This is a genomic window from Pedobacter caeni (assembly GCF_900129215.1).
Taxonomy (GTDB): Bacteria; Bacteroidota; Bacteroidia; order Sphingobacteriales; family Sphingobacteriaceae; genus Pedobacter; species Pedobacter caeni.
In genome coordinates this window covers 544,675-568,014 of the sequence record NZ_FQUQ01000005.1, presented here as the reverse complement: position 1 = coordinate 568,014, position 23,340 = coordinate 544,675, and the positions used below count along the sequence as shown (strand labels likewise).

Below are 23,340 nucleotides of genomic sequence, written 5' to 3'. Positions count from 1 at the left end.
CTATTTCTTTTTAATGACAATTTATACCGTACTTCTGTTGATTCATATCCTTTAGCTTTTCAATTGATGTTTCAGGTGCTTTAGTGTGTGTGCGCAACATATCAATGTCATCCTGCAGCAATTGGGAAGCCGTCATTTGAGAGCGTGAGACTTTATTTTGTGATTGTATTTTTGTTATAGTCGCGTGTTCAGCATCTGGCAACCTTATAGCTGGAGCATCTCCCGCCATTGCAGTTTGAGGATAACCTACAACTTGTGTTTTTGCCATTGCCTTTTGTGGTACGTGATGATTACCTAATTTGTCTCCAACTACATCCTTCGCTTTTAAGTTATCATAAGTATCTACCTCATATGCTGAAGATAAGCCAAAAATATCTACCCAAGCATTTGGGTCATGCACATAAGCATACACATTCAATCCTCCTACAATTGAAATGGGGTCTTGACTCAAATAGGCACCAGAGTCAGCATCATAATACCTAAACCTATTATAAGCCAACCCTGTCTCTTCATCAATATAATGCCCCTGATATAGCTGTGGCACCAACCCCTTAATCCCTGTCTCTTTCCTTAACGCACCATAACAATCCAACTCTCTTTCCCAAACCAAAGAACCTTTCTCATCATAAGCTCTTGTAGGAGTGCCCAGATGGTCAGCTAAAATACTGTATTTCTGATCTCCTTCCAAACGGGCAGTCGGCACAAAACTACCTTCTTCATAAACCCAGGTAACCGGGTTTTCCACCAACTCTTTCTCTTCTCTCAACTCACCAGAACCATCTACAGAACTTCCCGGAGGGAAATCTCCTTCATATTCCCATTCATGTAATGGCACATTGCCATCCCATACCCAACGGCGCGTACGACCTTTACAAGTCTTCGCAATGCGCCTTCCTAAAGCATCGTAAGCAAAAGAAACCACGTTTCCTGAAGGACTGCTGATTTTCTCTAACATTCCATTCCCTGCCCATTTGTACACCCAGCCGGTCTGACTTGCCTTTAGGGTTAACCCATAAGCTTTTGCCTGTTCTATTCTGTTAACCGCATGAAGGTTTACATTCTGTTTAAATTCCTTAAAGATCAGATTTCCTTCTGCATCATAATGGAAATGATATTTATCATCTTCCAGCAGCCTTCCTCCTTTTCCATAAACACGGTCTGATTTCCTCGGTGTTTTGTATAGATTCCCGATCTTATCCGGAACCCGGTATATCGTTTCCTCGATCGACTGTCCTTTTGTTTTATAGGAAGCGCTGATCAGGTTATCAAAAAGATCATATTTAAATAACGACTGCGCGCCAGAAATTTCATTTTCAATCAGCTTCAGTTTATTCAGGCTATCCCATTCATACCTCGTCCTACTCTGTTCAGCATTTCCTACTCCAATGCGCTGGCGAATTACCCTTCCCTGTATATCACGTTCCGTAAATTGTGATACCCCACCACTCATCACCTGTTGCAGCTCCAATCCTTCCTTATCACGCTTCCAGCTTGCACTCCAGGCATTTTTATCTTCTGTACTCCCCAGAGCCTCAACTCCCGTTAAATACCCCATTTTATCATGCTGCAAAGCAATAGAAGCACCTAAGCTACTTCCAATATGTTCACAATTCCCCTGTTCATCATAACTCCGGGTAATCTGGTGTTGCCCTTGTTGTTGTTCAACAATTCTCCCTGCCCTGTCTCTCTTCAAAAAGATGTGCGACTGGTCATTCAATGCTTCTTTCAGCAGTCCATCCTTAGTATATCCATAAGCCGCACCGGTTCCATCGCTATGGTCTTCTTTAACCACACTGCCAACACTATCATATTGATAAGTGGTCCAGCGTTCTGCCGGACGTAAAACCTTACGGACTCTTCCTACCGCATCACGTTCATACCGTTTCTGCAACCCATCAAAGCCCCACTCTCCAACCACGTCTCCTAATGGATCTAAAGCAAATCGATAGGCTTCGTCCCCCTCATTCGTAATTCCTTTCAGCTGAAGCTCTGTATCGTAGTGAAAACTGACTTTACGGTCTTCCTGTCTACGGGAAAGAAGCGTACCTAAAGCGCCATAACTAAAGTCCACCTCTCTCTTACCATCAAATGCCCGGATCATATTACCCATCCCGTCATAACTGAAACTATGGACATTCCCATTGGCTTCAGCCAAACTGATCAAATGATCTGCTGCATCGTAGGTATATTTTCTCCAGTATCCTTTTGAATCAATCTCTTCTATTAATCTTCCCAGGTCATCATACATCCAACGCTGCACTGCATCATTTGGCAGGCGCAACTGCGTAAGATTGTGCGACAAATCATAGAGGAAAGAATATTCATTCCCTTCCTGATCAACAATGCCGGTCAGCTCCTGATCACTATAGTGATAAGTTAAAACAGTTCCGTCTACATTCTTTTTGGAAACCAAGCGATCCTTTTCATCATATCCCCACTCTACTTGTGCTCCTTCCGGACTTCGTACCTGTTCCAACAATCCATTCGGACTATAAGTATAATTCGTATTCTCCCCGTTTCCATTTGTATATTTTACTAAAAGGCCATCTTCATTATAGCTCATTTTAGTGCTATTTCCCTCCGGATCTACCACCAGTTCCAGTTCCTGAACATCATTATAATGCTGATGGGTTACCCCTCCTTTTGCATCAATGACCTGATAGATCAGATGATCTTCATCATAGAGATAAGTGGTACTATGTCCAAGACTATCTGTAGCCGTCGTTTTTCCAGGTTCATATCGCGTCCAGTATTCCAGGATCCCACCATCTCCCCAGGTATGAATACAACGCGCATCATCCCCGCTTCCTTCATATTCCCAGTAAAAACTCATTCCTGTAGGACCAGTCAATTGTATCAACAAATGTCCGTTGTACAGGAAGTGTTTCGTATTACCTAAAGCATCACTCGTCTGGTTCATATTCCCCAGCTCATCGTAACCATAACTTACCAGGTTAACCTCTTCACCATTATGATGAGTATATACCCTGGTCACATATCCTTTTTGATTGGTATCCACCTGGATGGTCCGCTCTCCGCTATCTATGATCCTGCTCAGATCTCCACGGTTATCATAACTAAACCTGATCTGATGATCAAGGTTATCCACTATGCGCGAGACCATTCTGAAACCTTCCCTGTTCTTCGGCGAATTAAAATAATAGTAAAGTCCGCTGCTATCCTGTAAACAATATCCCTCCTCCGTATTAGACCATCGAAGTTGTTCTGTACGTGCAAAGAAAGTATCACCAATATCAAGTTTAGGCAAAGCCGTTTCCCGGCCATCACCCATCCGTAAAGTAAAGAACCCATCTTCCATATCATAGATTCCGATATGGTAACTATGGTGCCAGTTGTATCCCAGAGATCCTTCAACCTCCGCATTACTATAATACGTACGTTCCCAAACCAAAGGAATCGGGCCCGCTAAATCAAAATCCATATTATTGGCATATACTCTGCCTGTAGCTGCATCCACTGGTTCACCAAAAAGCCTGCACTTGGCTTTTTGCATAATCTTGCCCAACTTTGGGTTTTTCTTTTTGACTTTATTTACGAGTTTCTGAACGCCTTTCCCTCCCTTTTTCCATAATTTCCCCAGCCCCTTCAACCCAAGCTTAAACATCAATTGAAAAAGGTCTATCGTTGGAGGCCCTCCTACCAATACCGGTTTCCCGCCAGAGGTAAGAATAGACAATAACGAAGTCGGCAACATCAAAGAAACCTTTGCTTTCGGTTTGGTCATCCTGACCGGTGCCGGCATTCCCACCAGATTACAAGACAATGCCGGATGAAACTGACTGGAAAAAGGACTGGAATCTGCCAATACGGTAGAGCTTCCCATAAACATCTCTGAAGAGGCCATGGGCGATACCGAAGGTAACGCATGTAAAATAACCCCTGGTAAATGCTGTATACTTGTCCCCGCATTTGAAATCCATCTGCCATGAACCTGTACCGATGGCTTCATGGAATTTACAATCGCCGTTGCCACGCTCGCCAATGTAACCGGCGCTGGTGGAGGCGGTTCATCCCCTTCCGGTTCCGGCGGAGCCGGAGGCACAGGAAGGGCCGTTGCAATCGCAGCCATGATCATCCCCATAATATCAAACACCATCCCAATATGCGGTACGGGTAATAACGGACTCGGTGGAAATAGGGTTGGATGGGCATCAATTCCTATCCCCAGATCAAAAAACTTTGCCGAAGGCATCCCCGGAAATGCGGGAATAATACTCGCCAGCTTTTTCTGAAAATTATCAAGCTCACTTTTTTTCTCTGCAAACAAGTCCCCAAACCCCTTCGATGCTACTGCCATGATACTAGTTTATGTGGTTTCAAATAATGTTTTTTTTCTTCTGACCGTTGCTTTTTCCATCCCGTCCGACTGCAGTAATTCCTGCCAGTCGTCTCCAATCCATAAAGCCAACTGCTCTTCCAACACCAGCAACTCTTTCTTGCTTTTGATCTGTTTCCCGATATACAAAGCCAGCGCAGCAATCTGCATAAAGCTGGATTGACGGATCATTTCTTTGTCCAGATAGCTCCCACAAACCAATCCCAGTAATAGAGTTTCAAAAGCAAGGGGTAATTTGTCCAGCTCATAATACAGCTGTCCGCTAAAGCGGTTACCTTCCATAGCAGTGTAGGGGTCTTCATGAGCCGCAGCGGTAACTGCCAAACCATCATAAAGTACAATTCCTTCTTTCCTTTTCTTTTGGGCAACTAAGATTGCTCCCTTCTGCATGACACAGGTTTTCCATAGGTTATACCCCATAGACTTGTCCTTTTCCATCAGCACCGCAGCGCGGTTTACCGCCTCATCAGCATAACCCTCACTTGTTTTAAAATCCACAATCATGTAATAGGCCTGAGCGGCAACCATATATCCGGAAAGCACATGAGACTCTCCTCCCATCTGTCTTGACAATACAAAAAGTTTTTCTACTTCTTTACCCAGCAGATCGCTGTCTTTTTTAAGCGTCACATCCATCACCACACGAATCTGTTTGGTAAAACGGGCATCGATACTTGTCGTATCAGAATTGCCACTTCCTTTATCCATCTCGTTACTGATCGCGGCAAGCATGTTCAGCTTAGGAAACAACTCCTTCACTTTACCACTTGTCGCTTTTGTGGCAAGGTCAACCTTTCTGCTTTGCGCATAATCTATCGTGGCCAGCCTGATCCCTTTTGGAAGCTTACCCAAAATCGCATTGAACCATCCCCCCATCTTCGGCCCAGTGGGCAAGCTTGGTGGGAAATAAATACAGAAATTGGTTTTCTCCAGGTCCTTAATACATTTTTTGAAGGCCAGCATTTCCAGCCAAAGGCGATCGATGCTCTCCTCTATTCCCTCTGGAGGCGTATAATCTTCCAACAGAAGATCATCGTTTTTTAAAGCTTTAATAATGTCGTGTTTTTCTTGCGGAGCAGGCATAAACCAGGCGCGGAATTCCTGCCAGAGGTCTTTTACAAACTCTTTATCGTCTCCGGAATAGATCGTGTCAAAACGAAAGAATATATCGTCAAAGACACCCACCGGAGAACGTTCTGTTTCCATGAATTTATCCAGGACATCTACGTCCTGATACTCAGCAACCCATATCATCAGTTTCCATCCCGGTTGCTGATCTATGCTACGCCAGTACTCACGAATTTTATAAAATTCCTGAGCTATTGATGCGGATTCTGACATAACCTAGGAGTTTAACTTAATAATTCCACCCGTTACGCCAACTTCAAGGCTACCATCGATCTTCATCGTCGTGGCATTTAAAATCGCATTTGTAGCATCAGATTTTAGGTCTTTAGTTTTCAGGGTCAGGGCATCGGTTCCGTTTATTCCCACGGTCTTACTGGCAACTTCCACCTTTGTCGAACCTCTTACAGCAATATCTTCACCGTCGGTAATGATTTTCTTTCCTTTAATCACGATGTCACCGTTCTTGCTCAGTTTGATACTGCTCTCACCGCATTCTATCAGGATCGTTTCTTTAGTATTCATTTTTGCATTTCCGGCACCATCTAAAAACAACACGTTTTCATCTTTATCTTTTACCGTAATCCCACCTGCATCATCCAGCTGAACCGTATGCCCACTTTTTGAAGTCAGGCTTTTGCTGTTGTTACTGCTGCTGCCACCGCTTCCACTTTTGCCATGGAATACACTTCCCATCACCAGCGGACGGGCAATATTACCTTCCTCAAAAGCCACCACTACCTGGTCGCCAATTTCCGGAATAAACACAAATCCCCTGTTCTTACTTACTTTATCACTTGTCCCTGCATCAGGTGTAACCACCCTTAACCATTCCGTATCATCGTTCGTCTGACATTGCCATTTAAACTTCACCTTAATCCGGCCCTGTCCTTGCGGATCATTGTTGTCTACCACATCTGCAAGCTGCATATCCGGATTCGGGCGCTCAAAACCTTTAAAAGCAATACGTTCCGTAGTCGATACAATTCCTTCAAAAGTATTGTTGTAATGACCGCGTTCATCTATAAAATGATATACCGAAGTAATCAGAAATTTTCCCAGACTTTGGGTAGAGAAAGCAGTCTCTTCCTTTAAACTCATACTGACCTCAGCGATGCTGCCAATCCCGACCTCAGGATTGTCGCCATTCGCATTTATTTTCAGTAATCCACTCACATTTGCTTTTTCCTCGTTATCTACCAGCGATTTGATGTCACTTCCATTATCTACACGGATCAGTGAGGGCTGATTGAAGGTCTTGCTATACATCGAATTGGAAGCATTGATCGCATGAACCAGATCGGGCCTTCCATTGGCCTTTCCTGTGCTTTCGCTTTCCAGCATCTGATCCTGTTTCGGGTTATAAGCAAAACGTTTATTTTTTATCGGAGCCACTTCCATCGCATACTGCAGACTTTGAACATCTCTTCCGTAAAACAAAGCCACCTCTTTCTGTTCATCAGGTTTTCCGAAGTTGAGGTTCTCGCCATCATAGTAAAACCATTCATGGTATTCTCCGCTCAAGCGGTTTAGAAAATCGAAATCACTCTCCCTGTACTGAATCACATAGTCGATGGAGCTGCTTCGGGAGGCATTTGCCACGATCCTCAGGTCGTTGGCCGGAGTATCTTTAGTGGCCAGTTTTACGATGGAGTTCAAATCTTTATCCAGGTAAGAACCCAAATCTGGTCCCCTGTCTATTAAAATAGTCGGACTGTACCCGCTAACGATCAAAACACCATGGTATCCATTGCTCTGAGCCAGCTCTACTTTGGTTACCATCCCCGAAAAGCGCTGCATCTTTGAGTCCTCGTATCCAAATGATGCCGTGAGGGTTTGTCCTACAAAATCCCGGCTGGAATCCAAACTGATCAATCCGGGTTCTCCCATCTGATCGTGTTTAAATCTCAATTCAAAATAATGATGTGCATTAAAGCGCTGTTGAAGCGTAAAAGAGCTGAAATGTAATATAGGTTTATCACCTATACTGATTTCCTTAGTTAAGTTGTTTCCCATGATGATCGTTAATTACTGTTTTACAGACAATTGTCATAAGACAGCTGTAATTCTCCAGCCCAACAATCATTCCAATCGCCGACAAAAACGATAAATTATTATAATATTAATAAAAAATATACAGAAAATATACGTCAATGCCTGAAATCGGCATATTTTACAAAAAATAATTTTCCGACAAATACATCACCCGGAACTTTAGCAACCACGCAACAGCTACTTTAATTGATTTGCAATAAATATCCTTGCCAAGTTAATCTGCCATTTATTAGATACACTCAATTACAAAAACAGACCATAAGAAAAATACCTTGGACAGCTCGCTCCTTTTTTCTAATTTGTGTTCATGAAAAAGCCCAGCCGAAGAAAGTTTCTTGGAACAGCCGCATTAATTGCAGCTGGAACTGCCGTATCCGCGATGCCATTGTCAGATAAAAACAAACCTTATCCGGTGGTACACCATGTATTCTTCTGGCTAAAAAACCCCGATTCCCAAACTGATCGTGATCAATTGATCAAGGGCATAAAAACTTTAAAAAAGATAGAAACTGTTCAGGACATTCATGTAGGTGTGGTGGCCAGCACGGAAAAACGTGAGGTGATAGACAGCAGCTGGAGCGTATCAGAATTGTTGTTCTTTAATGACCTTGAAGGACAAGCCACCTATCAGACGCACCCTATCCATCTGGAATTTATAAAAAACTGCAGCCATCTGTGGAGCAAAGTATTGGTTTACGACATCTTGGAGGCCTGACCACACTAAATTCCATCTAAAACCACCTCAATATTATAAAAAGCCTTATAATACTGCTCAATAAGCCTGGAAATTCTGAGTCTTTCTTTTTTACCTATTTTTTCTCCGGTATTGTCCCAGACCTTAATACTTTTAGTATAAATAACACTGTGGACTGCATCAATTGAGCAGATTAAGCCCCTATTGTTTTCTTTGAAAAACAGGTGTTCTCCTCTTCCCCAGATCCTGAGACCAAATTCGTTTCCTTCCCCATCTTTAGCGAAATGAAGATCCGTAGCATTCATTAATTCTTCTATTAAATCCATCAACGTGTTTAATGAGTGTTTCCTGTTTAACGAGTAATTTAATATTTAATGATGATTTATCCGTTTTTACAAAACAACAAATAGCTGATCATGAGAAAGCGGATATCTTCATCCCATGCTAAACCGATCCTGGATCTGATCATCGCACCGGAAAAAGATATCCGCCTCCTCATTATATCATTTATCAAGGGTGTTAAGTATCCCCTAAAGGTCTCATTTATACCCCAAGGCTCCAGCCCTGCCGGTATTCTCTTTTCACAAACTGGTTTACCTCGTCGAAGTTAGTTACCCTCAGGTTTTGCTTGTCCCAAAGTAATTTAATGTCTCTTCCAGGATAGTCAAAACCATTGCCATCCGCTTTAGTTCTTCTGACATCCGTTCCCCTGATCGCCAGGTTTGCGATTAACAGCGTTTCTGTAAGCGGACCTGCGGTTTCAAATGGCGAACTCAGGTTGATCTTGCCATAACCTGCAATTGCCGCTTCTGCCCATTGTCTGTAATGGCCATCAACACCACCTTCTACCAAGGGCGTTTTCACTTTGGTCTGGTCTTCCGCATTGCGCGATAACGGCAATAACCTTGGATTAGCGCCATAAGTATCACACATCATTTTACCTTTTGTTCCAATAAACAAGACCCCATTTGAACCAAAAGCCTCATTGGCTTCGAGCTCTTCCGGACGTTCGGGTTTAATCCCCCCATCCATCCAATGGATCTCCAGGTTCCCTTTAGTTTTTTTCGTTTTTTCAAAGGTCATGATCACATGACTTGAAGGAGGGCAACTTTCAGGGAAATATCCTCTTTTAAATTCATCCACATATACGCTACCAACGCTGCACTGTACATCGATTGGCGTATCCAGTCCCAGGATTCTAAAAGGCGGCTCTACAAGGTGGCAGCCCATATCGCCCAGCGCTCCCGTACCATAATCCCACCAACCTCTCCAGTTAAAAGGAACCATTTTATCGATATAAGGCTTAAATGGCGCACAACCTAACCACAAGTCCCAATCCAGTTCCGCAGGAACAGCAGCTCCTGTAGTTGGCCAGGAAATTCCCTGAGGCCATACCGGACGATCCGTCCAGCAATATACCGTTTCTACTTTGCCAATGCGGCCGGCATCAAGCCAGTCCTGTAGTTTTCTCACTCCATCTCCCGATGCACCCTGGTTTCCCATTTGGGTAACCACCTTATAACGATTGGCTGCTTCAGTTAACTTACGTGCTTCGAAAATATCATGGGTTAAAGGTTTTTGAACATACACATGTTTACCAAGCTGCATTGCTGCCATGGCAATCATCGCATGGGTATGATCTGGTGTGGAGATCACCACGCCATCTATATTTTTAGCCTCTTTATCCAGCATCTGCCGGTAATCTTTATAGTATTTAGCTTTAGGGAATCTCTTCACCGATCCCGCAGCTCTTCTGTCATCTACATCACAGAGAAACGCAATTTCAGATTTACCACCGCTATAGATTCTTTCCAGATCACTCTCCCCTTTTCCACCTACGCCAACACCAGCAACCATCAGGCGATCACTGGGTGCTAAAAATCCTTTTCCGCCCAATACATGACGCGGCACAATCATAAATCCGGCCGCTGCCAGTGCGGTCGTTTTAATAAAGTTTCTTCTTGAACTATTTGCAGCTGAATCTTTATTTTCTTCAGTCATTTTCTTATTCTTTTGTATTACGATATTACCAAAATCTCCCGTTACACAGGTAAATATAAGACCTGTGTAACGGGAGATTGCCTTCTTTCAAATTATTTTACTTTACTTACTTTGCTCAGGTCTTTGATTCTGATGTTTCTGAACTGCACCGGAGAACCATGACCAAGGAAACCAATATGACCGCTATTGCGCATCAATCCAGGGTGAGGTTTGCCATCAGCAGCACCATTTTTTCTCGCATCAGTAATGTCGGCATCAAGAATTACCGTTCCATTCAGGATCACTTTAATTTTAGGACCTTTTACAATTACTTCCTCATAATTCCACTCTCCTACAGGTTTTAAAAATCCTCTTTTTGCAGGGATTGTTCCGTAGATAGAACCATGGTATTGGTAAATGTGTAAATCTTTATAGATTGGTGCTTCGCTGTCCAGAATTTGTAATTCCATCCCTTCATAAGCTGCATCACCTTCTAAAGGTGCTCTGATGCCCAGGCCATTATTCGCTCCCGGAGTCAGTTGAAATTCAAAGCGGTAAACGAAATCGCTGAATTCTTCCTTCGTAAACAGGTTACCACCAGAACCTTTTCCTGGTTTCGGACGAATGGCAATGTTTCCATCTTCGATTACGTAATCTGTCGTGTTACCCATCCAGTTGTGCATGTTCGTACCATCAAAAAGCACTTTATACCCTTCCTTTTTCTCCTGTGCGGACAACTCAAAAGGTTTTACACGTGGAAGCTCTTTGATGTAAAGGTCGCGGTAAGCTACCGGAGAACCATGTGCCTGCAATTCGATCTGCTCTTCAGCAAAAATCGCCATGTTTTTATTCCAGTAGTTTTCAAGGATCACATTATCTGTAACCAGAACACCGTTTAAATAAACCGTCACACGGTCGCCTTTCATCACGATGCGGAAAGTATTCCATTCATCCAGTTTATTATCGGCCACTTTCAGTGGTTTGCTTTCATTTACCTGGTTGTTGTATAAACCACCTGAACCTACCTGCGCACCCACCTTTGTACGGGCATTGTCCCAGATCTGAACCTGAGGTGTACCACGAAGGTAGATCCCTGCATCGCCCTCTCCTTTTTTATCATCGATGATCTTCCAGTCTACCAGCATTTCGAAATCGGCATACTTTTTAACGGTAACCAGGTTTTCACCATGACTTGCAAACTGTAATTCGCCATTTGCTACTTTCCAGCTTTCCAGCGCAGCCGCATCAGCTTTTGTCTGCTCTGCCGCCAATGTTTTGGCATCCATTTTCGAGCGTTTGATCGGATCTCCAACAAGACCTTTCCATCCTGTTAAGTCTGTTCCGTTAAACATAGAAACGAAACCTTCACCTGCTTTCATCTCAGCGATGTACTTGCGCATTCCTTCTTTCTGATAGCCACTGTCGGCACCAGTGATCACTTCGATCGTTTTGTTTAACAAACCTTTAACCAGGTCGCCATTATACTCACCAGCCAGGGTAATGTTCATCACCGCGTTTGCTGCTGCCTGTTGTAAAGCAGCATCATCTAAATATTTACCTGCAAAAACGATCGCATTGAAACATTTTGCCTGTTCAGTAGCTTTTAAGATCTGGTTTTTCTGTTCCGGAGTCTGCGCCACGGCCATTGCATTGCGAAGCAATAATAACTTCTGCTCAGCAGGATCGCTACTTTCGGCTATAGAACGTAAATAACCCGCAATAGCCGTATTCAAAAATGCAGGATTTTTTGTGGTACGTGCAATCTTAATTAATGACGGAGCTGCGCTGCCATCCACCCAGGAAGACAAAGCATCCAGGCTGGCTTTTTGAACCTGCTCGTTGCCCGAATCATAAGCATCATTTACCGCCTTTAATGATTTCTCTCCTCCTAAACCGGCTAACACTTTGTAGAAAAGCAGTTTTTTGTTTTCCGGAGCAGTAGCCATTTGTTGCAATACCGCGTCCACTTGTTGCGACTGATCACCAGGGCCGTTTACAGCAGCAATAATTGCAGCTTGTACCGCCAGTTCCTGCGCGCCTGAACTTTCATTCAGCAAAGTAAACAACTTAGGTAAATCATCCTTGATCACCACATGACTTAAAGCCGCATAAGCCGCTTGCTGTACTTCCGGATTTTTATTTTTCAGCTGAGCATACACTGTGCTTAATTCAGTATTTGCAGCACGTGAGGCCAGAATATTAATTAAAGCAATCTGAACTTCAGGTTTAGCAGAAGGAATCGCAGCAGCAACCTTTTGCGTAATTCCATTTCCTTTCATTCTATCGATAGCGCCTGAAATCGCCGCAACATCAGCTGCATCGCCTTTGCTTATGGTTTTCAAAAGCTCAGGAAGAACCCCCTCCTGACCAATAGTTGTAGCCGCATTGATGGCCGCAAGCCTCACATTCGGGTCTTTATCTTTTAACAACTTCAGGATTGCAGGGAGGGCTTCTTTAGCATTGCTTTCGCCAAGCATATAAACCACATCAGCTTTTGCCGCCTCATCAACCTGACCTAATTTTTTAACCCATGCCCCTGTTGAAGCAGCAGTTACATAAGGAACAGCAAATTTAAGTGCAGCAGCACGGTATTTCGCGTTCTTATCTCCCGCAGCATCCAGAAGGATTTGCTGGTTGTTGTCTTTATTGGCATCCACCAAAATCTTCAGCGCTCCTGTACGAACATTTACCAGTTCATCAGCAGTAGTTTTCTCCAACAGTTTTTTTCCAATTTGCGTTGCAAGTGTGGCATTGCCATTTTTAAGCAATTGCTCTGCGTAGATCAGGTATACTCCCGCCGCATTGGTATTTTCATATTTATATCCACTTTTGTCAGCAGCAGCAGCCAGAACACTTTCCGAAGAAGGATCTGCGATGTAGGCAAGGGCATATAATGATACTTTGGCGATGTTCAGATCAGTGCTTGTCGCCAGGGCATTAATTGCCGGAGCAGCACCATTAAAACGGCTATCGCCTAAAGATTCAATGACAGAAAGTTTCGCTGCGCCATTGGCCTGGGCCAAAGCATTTAACAAAGCCGTTTTTGAAGCCACAGTGTTGATTTTAACCAGAGCTCTGCCTGCAGGATCTGCCAGCAATGGATCAGCCAGAAAACCTTGCAGCGCAGCAACTGCATCATCTTTACCCACCAGCTCCAGCTGGCTGATGATGAATGATTTGTTTTGCGGATCTGTCAGTTTTGGTAAAGCTTTGATATAGGCATTGAGTGCCATTTTTCTCCAGTTCTCCTGACCCGTTTGGGTTACATAAGCAGAGAAACCGCCAATTGCATATTCCAGCAGCGAGTTATTTCCTTTGCCCGGAGCGGTAAGTCCGGTAATCAGGGTCACATATCCATCTTCTCCAAGCTGAGCGATGTCTGTCACATTATTTTTTAACAGTTTGCTATCAGCTGCCGGCATTTGGGCAAGCAGATCTGCAATACGGGTGGTGACCGTACGTTGGTCTTTTTTCTCCTGTGCCTGAGCTACATTTTGCAGCATAAAGACGGCCAGCAGGATAAAACATATCTTTTTCATCATTGTGATAGGGCGTAAAGTGTTCATTTGAATAGTCATTAAGGGGCAGATTAAATGGTATAAGGGGCACGCATTACAGGGTTAATCAACCTATTTGCTCCTTCGTCATCAATAAACTCCTGTTTTACCGGATCAAACTTCAATGAACGGCCTAATCGCAGGGCGATCAATCCCATATTTACAATGTTACATGAGCGGTGTCCGTTCTCTTCATTTAAAGCAAACTTCTGTCTGGTTTTAACCGAGGTCACAAAGTCTGTCATCTGTGGTGCAGGTTCAGGGAATGCGGCTAATTTGCGTTCCAGGTCCGGAATATCCGATTTAAATCCAGGATAAAGTTTTCCTTTAGGTCCTTCAATATAAGGCACATTGGTATCTTTTCCTTCGCCATCCAGAATGATCTGACAACCATCTTCGTAAGTATAAGTGATCCTTCTCCAGGTTCCCACTGCATCAGTATGTTGTTGTGGTGCATCGATCTCTACAGAAACCGGGCTGGTATGGTCTTTTCCTAAGAAATACTGGATCGGATCGATATAGTGTTGTCCCATATCGCTCAGTCCGCCTCCATCATAATCCCAATACCCGCGGAAAGTCTGGTGAACACGGTGTTCATTATAAGGTTTATACGGTGCCGGGCCAAGCCATCTGTCGTAATCCAGTTCTGCCGGTACAGGCTGAGGGGCAAGATTGTCTTTCCCTACCCAGTAAAACTTCCAGTCGTAACCGGTGTGTTTCCCTACCGTAACCTTTAAAGGCCAACCCAACAAACCACTGTCTACTAATTTCTTTACCGGTTTTACGGTCGTACCCATTCCGTAAAAAGTATCTTTAAACCTGAACCAGGTATTCAGACGGAACATGCTGCCATGTTTTTGTACTGCCTCCATCACGCGTTTACCTTCGCCAATGGTGTGGGTCATTGGTTTTTCACACCAGATGTCTTTGCCGGCATTTGCTGCATCCACAGACATGATCCCGTGCCAGTGCGGAGGCGTTGCAATGTGTACAATATCTACTTCGGGCAATTTGATCAGCTCGCGGTAATCGCTAAAGGTTTTCACGCCTTTATCTAACATCGATGCTGCTTTGTTGAGGTGTCTGGTATCCACATCGCAAATGGCCACCACCTGAGTACCATCATAGCCAAAATGACCACGGCCCATAGAGCCTACACCGATTACAGCTTTAGTCAGTTTGTCGCTGGGTGCGATAAATCCGGTTCCTCCTAATACATAGCGGGGCACTATAGTGAAAGCCGCCAGTCCGACGGCGGCCTTGGTAATGAAATCTCTTCTCGTAGTTTGTGTTGTTGGGGTTTTCGGTTCCATTGTTGTTTAGTGGTTATTATGGTCTTTATGTGTTAATTCTTTTAAATTGATTTACCCAGCCAAATTAAGCTTAAAAATGGTCTTATATCCATCCTCTTACAGAAAATTTCAGGTTTCGCGTCTGACTTAAGCATGGTCGTCGTTTCATGCAATTTGCAACATAAAACTGCTTAGTTTGTGGTATTTCGAAATAACGCTAACCTCAGAAAAAGAACTACAAGCTAAAGATTTGGTTTAGGGAAGATAATGACATTTTTTATTTAAGTTTAACAGAAATATGATTTTTTTATTAAAATAATATACTTTAATAAATATTTCACTAAAGCAAACTGACCTTATTCGAATAAATAAGTAAACACCATGAACCTTTCCTTATTAAAAAATATAATTCTCTCAGAGCATAAGAATGATAAACACCTCAACCATAAATACAAAATCCTAAAACAACTTTTCTCTGAAGGCGCTTCTTCTATTTCCACTTTGTGTGATGCGGTAGGTGTCAGCACTCCAAGTATGTTAAAGCTTTTGGCAGACCTCGTGAATATCGGCTGGATTGAAAAAAGTGGCAGTGGCGTATCTATTGGAGGAAGGAAGCCTGATTTATATGCTTTAAAAGACGAAAGGGCGCTGATCATCTGTGTGGATATAGAATTGTTTGACACCAGAATTGCCATTCTGGACAACAACTGCAATTTTATATCGGAGGTCAGGACTGTTTCTTTGCCGATTTCTAAAAGCAGGACAGATTTCTTCTCTATTTTACTCCCGCTCCTTGAGGAGGTATTACAATCCAATGGTATTGATAAAAGCAAGGTAATTGGTTGTTATGTAGGCATGCCTGGATTGGTTAACACAGAAAAGGGCGAGAACTACAGTTATCTGATCGACAATCTGGAAAACAGCTCTTTGGTGGAAGCCTTTGAAAAAGCTCTTGATCTACCCGTTATTGTGCAAAATGACATGGCCGGATCAGCAATAGCTGAATTTCGCCACGGACTGGCCAAAGGGAAAAAGAATGCACTCGTTCTGTTGATGGATTGGGGCGTTGGTCTGGGAATTATCATGGATGGCAAGCTCAGAAGAGGTGCTACAGGTTTTTCCGGAGAATTCGGTCACATCCCGTTTGTAGAAAACGGGGCGCTTTGTTATTGCGGAAAACATGGTTGCCTGGAAACCATCGCCTCAGGAAATGCTTTGTCGAAAACAGCGAGAGAAGGGCTTTTATTGGGTAAAAAATCCATGCTCAATGAGTTATCTAAAGAAGAACTGGAAAGGATTGAACCGGAAGCGATCATCAATGCCGCAAACCGGGGCGATCAATATGCCATCCAGCTCCTCTCTAACATCGGCGCAAACATGGGCAAAGGAATCTCGATCCTGATACAGTTGTTTAATCCGGAACTGATTGTGTTAACGGGAAAAATCGCAAAGGCGAAACAGTACATCACCTTACCGATGCAACAATCTATAAATACCTATTGCATGACACAGATCAGAGAAGAAATGGTGATAGAATCTTCTGTGCTTGGCGAAAACTCCCGACTGTTAGGTTATGCAACAGATGGAATAGACCGGTTTTTAGAGGCTTACCTCAGTAAGAAAAAACTAAAGAAATAAATCTTATAAGAAGCTGTGCTGTAGCGTTTAGTTCTGGTTTTACGTTTTATCAGAAAAACCAACTTACCATGTTAAAATTTAACACTATACCTTTCATTGCCATCGCTGCAACACTTGTTTTATCCTGTACTAAATCTACAGATTCTGACTGTCCTAAGGACCGGATGTGTACAGAGGAATTTCGTTCGCTAACAGTAAGTTTTACTGACAACAAAGGAGCGTCTACTGCAGCAAAAAATTACAGCGCGGTCCTTGTGAGAACCGGCGATACGATTAAATCAAATTTAAATGCGACTTCAAACATGGTACCAGGGGCATTCATTGTTATAGACGACAGCTATACCTCAAAGCTTTCAGAAACAGGAGATGAGATCAAAGTTAGCGCAACATCGGTACAAACAAATCAAACGAAATCAACGGTTATAAAAGTAAGTGGCGGAAAGTGTGCCTGTCATATCGAAAAAGTATCAGGAGCTGAAAAAGTTGCATTTGACTAATTCAAATGCTCTATACAAAACAAAGTTTTAAAGAAATATTAAAAATCATGAGAAGATTTAATACTGTTGCTTTTGTGGTACTAGCTGTAACGCTGGCTTTTTCCTGTTCTAAACCTGTAGACTCTTATTGCGAAAAGGAAAACATCTGTACCACAGACTTTCGTTCGGTCGGCATCAGCTTTACCGATAACAAGGGAGCACCTACTGCGGTAAAAGATTACAGTGCAATCCTGGTCAGAACCGGGGATACCGTTAAATCTTTACTCAGCACTGGCATAAAACCGGTACCAGGTGCTTTTATTGTGATAGACGACAGTTATACCTCAAAGCTATTGGAACAAGGCGACGACATCAAGGTTACCGGAACATCAGTACAAACAAATCAAACGAAATCAACAGTTATAAAAGTAAGTGGAGGTAAGTGTGCATGCCATATCAGAAAAGTATCCGGAGCTGAAAAAGTTGCATTTGACTAAACTGTAAATCCTTTCCCTAAGTTCATCATAAGGTTAGCATTTTTATTAAAAACCAAGTTATTATAGCACCTGTACTAACAGTTATCATACCACTTATATACTTGAATTTCTTCACCCATTCCCTAAAGAGAAATATGTTCAGCAGGCTTATTAGAAATGTGCCACAGATTAAAGCCATAACGGCATAAGTCCCCAATACAAATGGAACCTGAGCGCTGGTATGAGAATTGGCACTTAAAACCGGAATAAATAACCAAAAGATTAAGCACAGCCCAATCCAGCATAAATACAACCTTACAGGGCCGGTTTTAATGTTTTTCATATTTGACATCCTTAATTTGAAAGATCGGAAACTTACGCCCAAACAATTCTAACAGAACAAGCTTTTCTTTTTTCACCAGGTCTAACAAACCTGTGTGAATATCTTCTAAACTATAATTTAAATCGCTCTGCCTGTTACTGGTATTGATAAACTCAAGTATTTCCCAGCTGGAAAATTTTAGAGGGAAATCATTTTCGGGCAGAAAATCAAATTCACAAATAACACCTTCTCTTTCAAGTCTGCAACCGGCTCCATGATAAAAAAAATCATAGGGGCCAATTTTTCCATTTTTCATCTGTATCAAATCGATCTCCGTTTTATTTTGACTTCTTATCTCATCCTTATACCCCTCTATAAAATTGACATAATCAATCAAAACTTCATTTAAAAAATTCTCCATTATTTTCAGTAATGCTATTTAGCTATTCTTTTCATAAACTCCCGTTAAAACAATATTTAATTGACCTTAACTAACCGATAAAAATTTGTCTTTATCACTATTTTACCTCCTCCAAAGGTAGGTTCAGGTTAGGATCCAGCAAACTCGTCACAATGAATTCCTGACCATTCCTAATTTATCAATCCTTTGATTTTTAACAATAGCGGATCCGACTTTGCCTGAGACTGGCTATCCACCATCAAAGCCCCCCAATCCACCTCATAATCGGGCAATACACCTGTACCTGGTTTTGATGGACGTGATCCTATAGCATAGGTCCACATTAAAGGAAGCACCAGCTCCTGCCCTGTTGCAGGCAAAGGCACATTGACAACTGCGCCCCCATTACATCCCAAAGCACCACCACCGGTTTCTGTTCCTACCAGCAAACAATCTGTCTGACTTCTTAATGCAGAAGCCAGGAGTGCTGAGGTAGAATAAGTGCCTTCATTGATCAATAAAAACAGTTTCCCTTTAAATTGTATTTTGTGGATGTCCTGACGTTTATCACTGTCATATGTTCTTTGAAAAGGCCGATGAGGTAGTTGTTCCAAAAGGGATAAATCAGGACGTCTATTGCCTTTAAACAAAGCAGAAAATCTACCAAAATCGACTACACCGTCCGTGTTTTTGATAAAGCGAAATTTCTTACCCACTAAATATTTCATGAGGTCAATAGCGATATCCGACCTTCCACCGGGATTATTTCTGAGATCAAGGATCAAAGTTTCAATCTTCTTAGCCTCAAGTTCTCTGAAGATCATCTCATTCTTCTGTAAGAAATTACCATAACGAAATCCTTTAATTCTTAAAATTGCCACAGAATTCATATCTGTAGGGTAGCTGACTCCGATTAGATCCCGATCTTCATTCTGTTCTATTTCCTTATATGTCTTTGTGGTCACTCTGGAGCTGATTGTTGTTGTCCATGTAGCTCCCTTTCTGCGTAAAACCACTTTAAAGTCGGATGTGTTTTTGTTAAGACCAGCATAATTCAAATTGAATGACCCCATCTCGAGCTTATAGTCCCTATAGGCATTACTATAACCATCACTACTCACTAAACTCCTCATTTGGGCTAATATCAGGCGGGTATCCTGACCATTAACAGATAAAATTTCATCTTTAATCCTGTAATCAGATTTACCTGGTGATTGAATATACCTTTGTATAAAAAGCCTGTTGTCCTGAATAGAGATGTAAAATGGCAATAATAAATAATTATCCTCCCAGAGTCCTTTTCTAGCTTGCAGAGCGGGTATAATAGTGGTATGGCCACAGCCTATTTTTGCAACAATTGTCTGTGTTAACTGCCAGAACTTAAGTGCATCCATAGGCTCATTAAGCTTTAGCGAGGTCTGATCAAACATCTGGTCTAAGGAATCTTTTGAAACATATCGATATAAACTCGGGTGAGCTTTTTCCAGGACTACTTTAAGATAGGTCAGATCAGCACGTAGTTTACTGACATCGAACAAAGTGGAATCCTTATGATTTTCAAACGACCAGCTCTGCAAAGAACAGGTAACCAGGCAAAAAAGTAGGGTCAGCAATTTCCTCATTTATCTATTATTGATAACGTATTTTAAAAGTAAGAAAACCTGATCAATGATTATCTTAATTATAACACTATAAATTACAATGTTCCAACCAACCAAGAATTTGAAGAACCTTTCCTTTCCCTATTTCGTTGCGACCCTCATAAAATTTAAACTCAGTTCCAAAATCAATTTTTCCCAAAAGAGCATCAGAAACAAAACTAATCTCCACTCTGCCCAGATCTCCAGGCTTTAGGCTATCTTTTTCTAATAATTTAATTGAACCGGAAGTCTGTGATTCATTAATAAAGTTGAATCCAGGCCGATAACCATTTTTAATAGGCCAGGTTCGGACACTTTTTTCATCTACTTTAATCTCTGCCTTTATTTTAAATAGTTTTTCCATACTAATTTCGTTTACATCCAAATATTTCAAAAGAAATGTCCTGAGTACAGAATGTTCATCCAAAGCCGAACAATCGTACCCCCTAATGGTCCGCTTTAAGATACACTCGATTAAAATTACAGGCGGCTAAAACCACCATAAGCATTATTAAAAATGTAATTTTACTTTTTTATTATTCATTTGTTCCATTGGCAGGATATTGATTGTCAAATTCTATAACAGTACCACTATCTTTTTTAACCAACTTGTAAATTGTCGACCCCTTATACTTTACCAGAGAGTCTCCCCTTTCTATCTTGTGATCAAAATTGTAAAAGTTATTCAAGTAATATTCCTTACCCTGAACCATAACATTTGGAATCCCCTTTATATCATAAAGAACATTTTCTACAGTACCTCTAAATTCTCGTGAAATATTTTCTCGTTCAGATATTCTGCCTGAATAAATCATATAACAGAAAAATAACATCGCAATAGTGACAAACAATGCAATTAACGCAATTTCCCACTTATATTTTTTTAGATCAGTTCTTATTTTCGCCACTACTTAATACTTAAATTCGGATTCGTTACAGTCAAACTTAAAGATGATCCTATCGCTCACCATAATTTTGAAGTAAAAAGTCAACATTCCATAATTTCTTTAAATACATGCCCATTCAGGTAGAGAATTTTATGTAAAATAGGTATCATTAAAGCAAATGAAAAAACAACGGGCATAATTATATCATTTGTGTAGATGCCAAATGCACAAACTAAAATTACAAGAAAAGCAAAGTAAGAAAGCGATGTAAGATAAATTAACTCTACATATGTTTCATGATCAACTGAGTTGCTAAATACAAACTTACCTTCTCCTATCCTGGTATTGAAATCATACCTGGATTTTCTTCTGTCGCTAAATTCATCTTCAACAAAAATTATGTATCCTGAGCCTCTTTCAACAATTCGGTAAGAATTTTTCCTTAGGTATATGCTAATTTTCTCTTCCAAAACGTCAGCTCGCAGGCTGAGTGTTTCTTTTATTTTATATTTAAATTTCATTTACTTTTAATCTCCGCATTTATTTTAAATAGCTAAGCCACATTAGTCTGGTTTACACCCAAAGTCAACACTGCCGATCATTTTTTATTGATTAAGGATCATAGACCTTATTGATGTTTATAGTACACAACTTCCATTTGGTTCAAAAAAACATCATAGAGCCACCCCATAGCCCGCATTACATTATTTCTTTGAATTTACCTTTTCCCAAAATTTCTGAAGCTTCATTTATGGTGAAACTATTTTCAACTATCAAATCGCCATGAAAGTACTCTGGTTCAATAAAATCAACCCAAATATCAAATTCATCAGACTTATTTGTTTCCTGAAAATCATTTATCCTACCAGACATACATTTCTGTCCGCAGCAAAACAAGAAAACTCTCTTTCCTATTAAAACATTCCTGCTTTGCCATTTTACACATCCTTGGATATTAGTCATGATATATTGATCATTATATTTGCATGGGAATGTTCATATACTGAATTATTTTGTTAATAGCTCATCAGCAATAGCAGCCATCAAACTAATACTAAACAGCATAAAAACAGATCCCAATATCCTCCTTCTGTGATAAAAAAACAGAAGTAACCCAAGGATCAATAGTAAAGGACCGCTAAAAAAAACCTGAATATATCCCTGATAAGGAAAAACATTTTGTACAATCAGCAACGAACAGATTACAGGGAAAATTAAAGCTGCACCTAACACATAAACCAACCATAAACTTACCCGATAGGTATTATTTTGTTTTGTTATCATAAATTCCTACTTCAAGTCCATACCTATCCCCGGGACGATGATATCGAACTCATTACCTCTAACATCATTCGCTAAAAGTCAGCTCTAAATACATTTAATTATCTATTTCTTTACTCCTTATCAAACCGGTTTCCCAGGCATATTATCCAGTTTGTTCTTTAACACCAGATATTCCGTTTGAAGCGTCCTAAACGCTTTAGTTAACACTATTGCATTGCCACTTCCTTCAATATGTTTTAAATAACTTGCTGAAACCTCATCAAACCTTGTTTTCAAAGCCGTGTATTTCTCTTTTTGATATTGCTCCTCAGGGGTCAAAGCTTCTCCGTTCAGGTTTCCCAGATAGACACTGTTTGAAATCTCAGTGCCATCCGCAGCTTTAAAGCACATATACGCCTCTATCGGTTCATCAGCTAAAGTTCCTGCCAGTACAATGTTGTGTACTCCCGTTTCTCTTTTTGAAGCATTCAAATAGTGGATTGCTTCCTCTTGCCCCGGTAAACACAGTAAGATCATCACAATGTCGTCCTGATGTTGGCCTAAACCCGGCTCAGCAGGGTTCCAGCTTATTTCTAACCCATTACCTGTTTTGATCATTTTCGTGTCTTTAGGAGCAGATAAAGTGCCCTGACTTACCATTGCTTTACTATAATCCATTTTAACATTAGGGTACTCCCCTTTCAGCGCAAACTTTTTATTGTAAGACGTAGCCAGATTGTGTTGGTTTTTAGTCGTTCCTCTGGCCTCCAGTTCGAAACCTAAATTGATAAACTTCAATACGCTATCGGGCCTTAAAAAATCCATTGTAACTGCCATTTCCTGGCAATTGACCTTTTGTGCAGGGCTTGATTTGGTCCTCTTGCCTACCATTCGCGTAACAGGCTGCCCTTTTAACATGTAGTGTACCAGTTTTCCGATTTTTCCATTCGGATGGCCGTATGGGCCGTGCTTTGATATTGCCATAGTAATATGATTAAATAATTTAATCTTAAGGTACGGATAATTTTTGATTCGACACTAATCCAATATAAATGAAATACTTATCTTTTAAGGGATCCCAGGAGATGAGTTAACATACAGGGCACCCCGATCAAAGAACCGATTCAGCTCACATTTGCCCCCTGAAGGGCTACGGGCCTTTAAAGGCCCTAACAACC

18 protein-coding genes and 1 pseudogene are annotated in these 23,340 nt (G+C 41.5%); 4 read left to right on the top strand and 15 right to left on the bottom strand.

The genetic code is table 11. From position 1 onward, the window contains the following. Positions 1–10: 10 nt before the first annotated feature. Genes BUC20_RS26360 through BUC20_RS26350 form a run of 3 tightly spaced genes read right to left on the bottom strand, consistent with a single transcriptional unit; the run spans position 11 to position 7,498 of the window. Positions 11–4,318: a DUF6531 domain-containing protein gene (locus BUC20_RS26360; RefSeq protein WP_073235255.1), complete on the bottom strand. Its 4,308-nt coding sequence runs from the start codon at positions 4,316–4,318 to the stop codon at positions 11–13. A gap of 9 nt (positions 4,319–4,327) precedes the next feature. After that, entirely contained in the window at positions 4,328–5,698 is a 1,371-nt protein-coding gene (locus BUC20_RS26355) for a hypothetical protein (RefSeq protein WP_073235252.1), read from the bottom strand. A 3-nt stretch (positions 5,699–5,701) separates the two neighbouring features. Continuing rightward, on the bottom strand, positions 5,702–7,498 hold the full coding sequence (locus BUC20_RS26350; protein WP_073235249.1) for a type VI secretion system Vgr family protein: 1,797 nt from the start codon (positions 7,496–7,498) through the stop codon (positions 5,702–5,704). Positions 7,499–7,844: 346 nt separating this feature from the next. On the opposite strand from BUC20_RS26350, the gene BUC20_RS26345 reads away from it, so the two are divergent. Continuing rightward, positions 7,845–8,252: a Dabb family protein gene (locus BUC20_RS26345; RefSeq protein ID WP_073235246.1), complete on the top strand. Its 408-nt coding sequence runs from the start codon at positions 7,845–7,847 to the stop codon at positions 8,250–8,252. A 5-nt stretch (positions 8,253–8,257) separates the two neighbouring features. Here BUC20_RS26345 and BUC20_RS26340 read toward each other — a convergent pair whose 3' ends face one another. From BUC20_RS26340 to BUC20_RS26325, 4 genes are all read right to left on the bottom strand, one after another. Then, positions 8,258–8,557: a hypothetical protein gene (locus BUC20_RS26340; RefSeq protein ID WP_073235243.1), complete on the bottom strand. Its 300-nt coding sequence runs from the start codon at positions 8,555–8,557 to the stop codon at positions 8,258–8,260. Positions 8,558–8,774: 217 nt separating this feature from the next. Continuing rightward, on the bottom strand, positions 8,775–10,232 hold the full coding sequence (locus BUC20_RS26335) for a Gfo/Idh/MocA family protein (protein WP_073235240.1): 1,458 nt from the start codon (positions 10,230–10,232) through the stop codon (positions 8,775–8,777). A gap of 92 nt (positions 10,233–10,324) precedes the next feature. Then, the gene (locus BUC20_RS26330) at positions 10,325–13,753 is read right to left on the bottom strand and encodes a 3-keto-alpha-glucoside-1,2-lyase-like domain-containing protein (protein WP_200801040.1); all 3,429 of its coding nucleotides are present in this window, start codon (positions 13,751–13,753) and stop codon (positions 10,325–10,327) included. A 47-nt stretch (positions 13,754–13,800) separates the two neighbouring features. After that, on the bottom strand, positions 13,801–15,081 hold the full coding sequence (locus BUC20_RS26325) for a Gfo/Idh/MocA family oxidoreductase (RefSeq protein WP_073235237.1): 1,281 nt from the start codon (positions 15,079–15,081) through the stop codon (positions 13,801–13,803). Between the two features lie 360 nt (positions 15,082–15,441). Between BUC20_RS26325 and BUC20_RS26320 the strand changes: the two genes are divergently transcribed. The 3 genes from BUC20_RS26320 (at position 15,442) to BUC20_RS26310 (ending at position 17,671) form a co-directional block, all read left to right on the top strand. Beyond that, positions 15,442–16,698: an ROK family transcriptional regulator gene (locus tag BUC20_RS26320; protein WP_073235234.1), complete on the top strand. Its 1,257-nt coding sequence runs from the start codon at positions 15,442–15,444 to the stop codon at positions 16,696–16,698. A 68-nt stretch (positions 16,699–16,766) separates the two neighbouring features. Beyond that, positions 16,767–17,195 (top strand): hypothetical protein, encoded by a 429-nt coding sequence (locus BUC20_RS26315; RefSeq protein ID WP_073235231.1) that lies wholly within the window; start codon positions 16,767–16,769, stop codon positions 17,193–17,195. Positions 17,196–17,242: 47 nt separating this feature from the next. Continuing rightward, positions 17,243–17,671 (top strand): hypothetical protein, encoded by a 429-nt coding sequence (locus BUC20_RS26310; RefSeq protein WP_143166926.1) that lies wholly within the window; start codon positions 17,243–17,245, stop codon positions 17,669–17,671. A 308-nt stretch (positions 17,672–17,979) separates the two neighbouring features. Here BUC20_RS26310 and BUC20_RS26300 read toward each other — a convergent pair whose 3' ends face one another. The 8 genes and pseudogenes from BUC20_RS26300 to BUC20_RS26270 all read right to left on the bottom strand — a co-directional run bounded on the left by BUC20_RS26300 (position 17,980) and on the right by BUC20_RS26270 (position 23,146). Beyond that, positions 17,980–18,393, bottom strand: a complete 414-nt coding sequence (locus BUC20_RS26300) for a DUF6896 domain-containing protein (protein ID WP_073235222.1) — start codon at positions 18,391–18,393, stop codon at positions 17,980–17,982. A 170-nt stretch (positions 18,394–18,563) separates the two neighbouring features. Continuing rightward, a complete protein-coding gene (locus BUC20_RS26295; RefSeq protein WP_073235219.1) occupies positions 18,564–19,994 on the bottom strand; it encodes a S41 family peptidase in 1,431 nt (476 codons plus the stop codon). A 67-nt stretch (positions 19,995–20,061) separates the two neighbouring features. Continuing rightward, positions 20,062–20,376, bottom strand: a complete 315-nt coding sequence (locus BUC20_RS26290; protein ID WP_073235216.1) for a hypothetical protein — start codon at positions 20,374–20,376, stop codon at positions 20,062–20,064. 82 nt (positions 20,377–20,458) lie between these two features. After that, positions 20,459–20,539: pseudogene (locus tag BUC20_RS34470) on the bottom strand (lipoprotein); the annotation flags it as partial. Positions 20,540–20,548: 9 nt separating this feature from the next. Beyond that, positions 20,549–20,920, bottom strand: a complete 372-nt coding sequence (locus tag BUC20_RS26285; RefSeq protein ID WP_073235213.1) for a hypothetical protein — start codon at positions 20,918–20,920, stop codon at positions 20,549–20,551. A gap of 80 nt (positions 20,921–21,000) precedes the next feature. Further along, positions 21,001–21,420, bottom strand: coding sequence for a hypothetical protein (locus BUC20_RS26280; protein WP_073235211.1), 420 nt, complete (start codon positions 21,418–21,420; stop codon positions 21,001–21,003). Between the two features lie 178 nt (positions 21,421–21,598). Further along, positions 21,599–21,862, bottom strand: coding sequence for a hypothetical protein (locus BUC20_RS33795; protein WP_143166925.1), 264 nt, complete (start codon positions 21,860–21,862; stop codon positions 21,599–21,601). A 441-nt stretch (positions 21,863–22,303) separates the two neighbouring features. Continuing rightward, on the bottom strand, positions 22,304–23,146 hold the full coding sequence (locus BUC20_RS26270; protein WP_073235205.1) for a DUF6266 family protein: 843 nt from the start codon (positions 23,144–23,146) through the stop codon (positions 22,304–22,306). Positions 23,147–23,340: the final 194 nt, after the last annotated feature.

Coding starts and splice junctions, on each gene's coding strand:
- BUC20_RS26360 (WP_073235255.1), bottom strand. CDS start 4,318: ATGGCAGTAGCATCGAAGGGGTTTGGGGACTTGTTTGCAGAGAAAAAA.
- BUC20_RS26355 (WP_073235252.1), bottom strand. CDS start 5,698: ATGTCAGAATCCGCATCAATAGCTCAGGAATTTTATAAAATTCGTGAG.
- BUC20_RS26350 (WP_073235249.1), bottom strand. CDS start 7,498: ATGGGAAACAACTTAACTAAGGAAATCAGTATAGGTGATAAACCTATA.
- BUC20_RS26345 (WP_073235246.1), top strand. CDS start 7,845: ATGAAAAAGCCCAGCCGAAGAAAGTTTCTTGGAACAGCCGCATTAATT.
- BUC20_RS26340 (WP_073235243.1), bottom strand. CDS start 8,557: ATGGATTTAATAGAAGAATTAATGAATGCTACGGATCTTCATTTCGCT.
- BUC20_RS26335 (WP_073235240.1), bottom strand. CDS start 10,232: ATGACTGAAGAAAATAAAGATTCAGCTGCAAATAGTTCAAGAAGAAAC.
- BUC20_RS26330 (WP_200801040.1), bottom strand. CDS start 13,753: ATGATGAAAAAGATATGTTTTATCCTGCTGGCCGTCTTTATGCTGCAA.
- BUC20_RS26325 (WP_073235237.1), bottom strand. CDS start 15,081: ATGGAACCGAAAACCCCAACAACACAAACTACGAGAAGAGATTTCATT.
- BUC20_RS26320 (WP_073235234.1), top strand. CDS start 15,442: ATGAACCTTTCCTTATTAAAAAATATAATTCTCTCAGAGCATAAGAAT.
- BUC20_RS26315 (WP_073235231.1), top strand. CDS start 16,767: ATGTTAAAATTTAACACTATACCTTTCATTGCCATCGCTGCAACACTT.
- BUC20_RS26310 (WP_143166926.1), top strand. CDS start 17,243: ATGAGAAGATTTAATACTGTTGCTTTTGTGGTACTAGCTGTAACGCTG.
- BUC20_RS26300 (WP_073235222.1), bottom strand. CDS start 18,393: ATGGAGAATTTTTTAAATGAAGTTTTGATTGATTATGTCAATTTTATA.
- BUC20_RS26295 (WP_073235219.1), bottom strand. CDS start 19,994: ATGAGGAAATTGCTGACCCTACTTTTTTGCCTGGTTACCTGTTCTTTG.
- BUC20_RS26290 (WP_073235216.1), bottom strand. CDS start 20,376: ATGGAAAAACTATTTAAAATAAAGGCAGAGATTAAAGTAGATGAAAAA.
- BUC20_RS26280 (WP_073235211.1), bottom strand. CDS start 21,420: ATGAAATTTAAATATAAAATAAAAGAAACACTCAGCCTGCGAGCTGAC.
- BUC20_RS33795 (WP_143166925.1), bottom strand. CDS start 21,862: ATGACTAATATCCAAGGATGTGTAAAATGGCAAAGCAGGAATGTTTTA.
- BUC20_RS26270 (WP_073235205.1), bottom strand. CDS start 23,146: ATGGCAATATCAAAGCACGGCCCATACGGCCATCCGAATGGAAAAATC.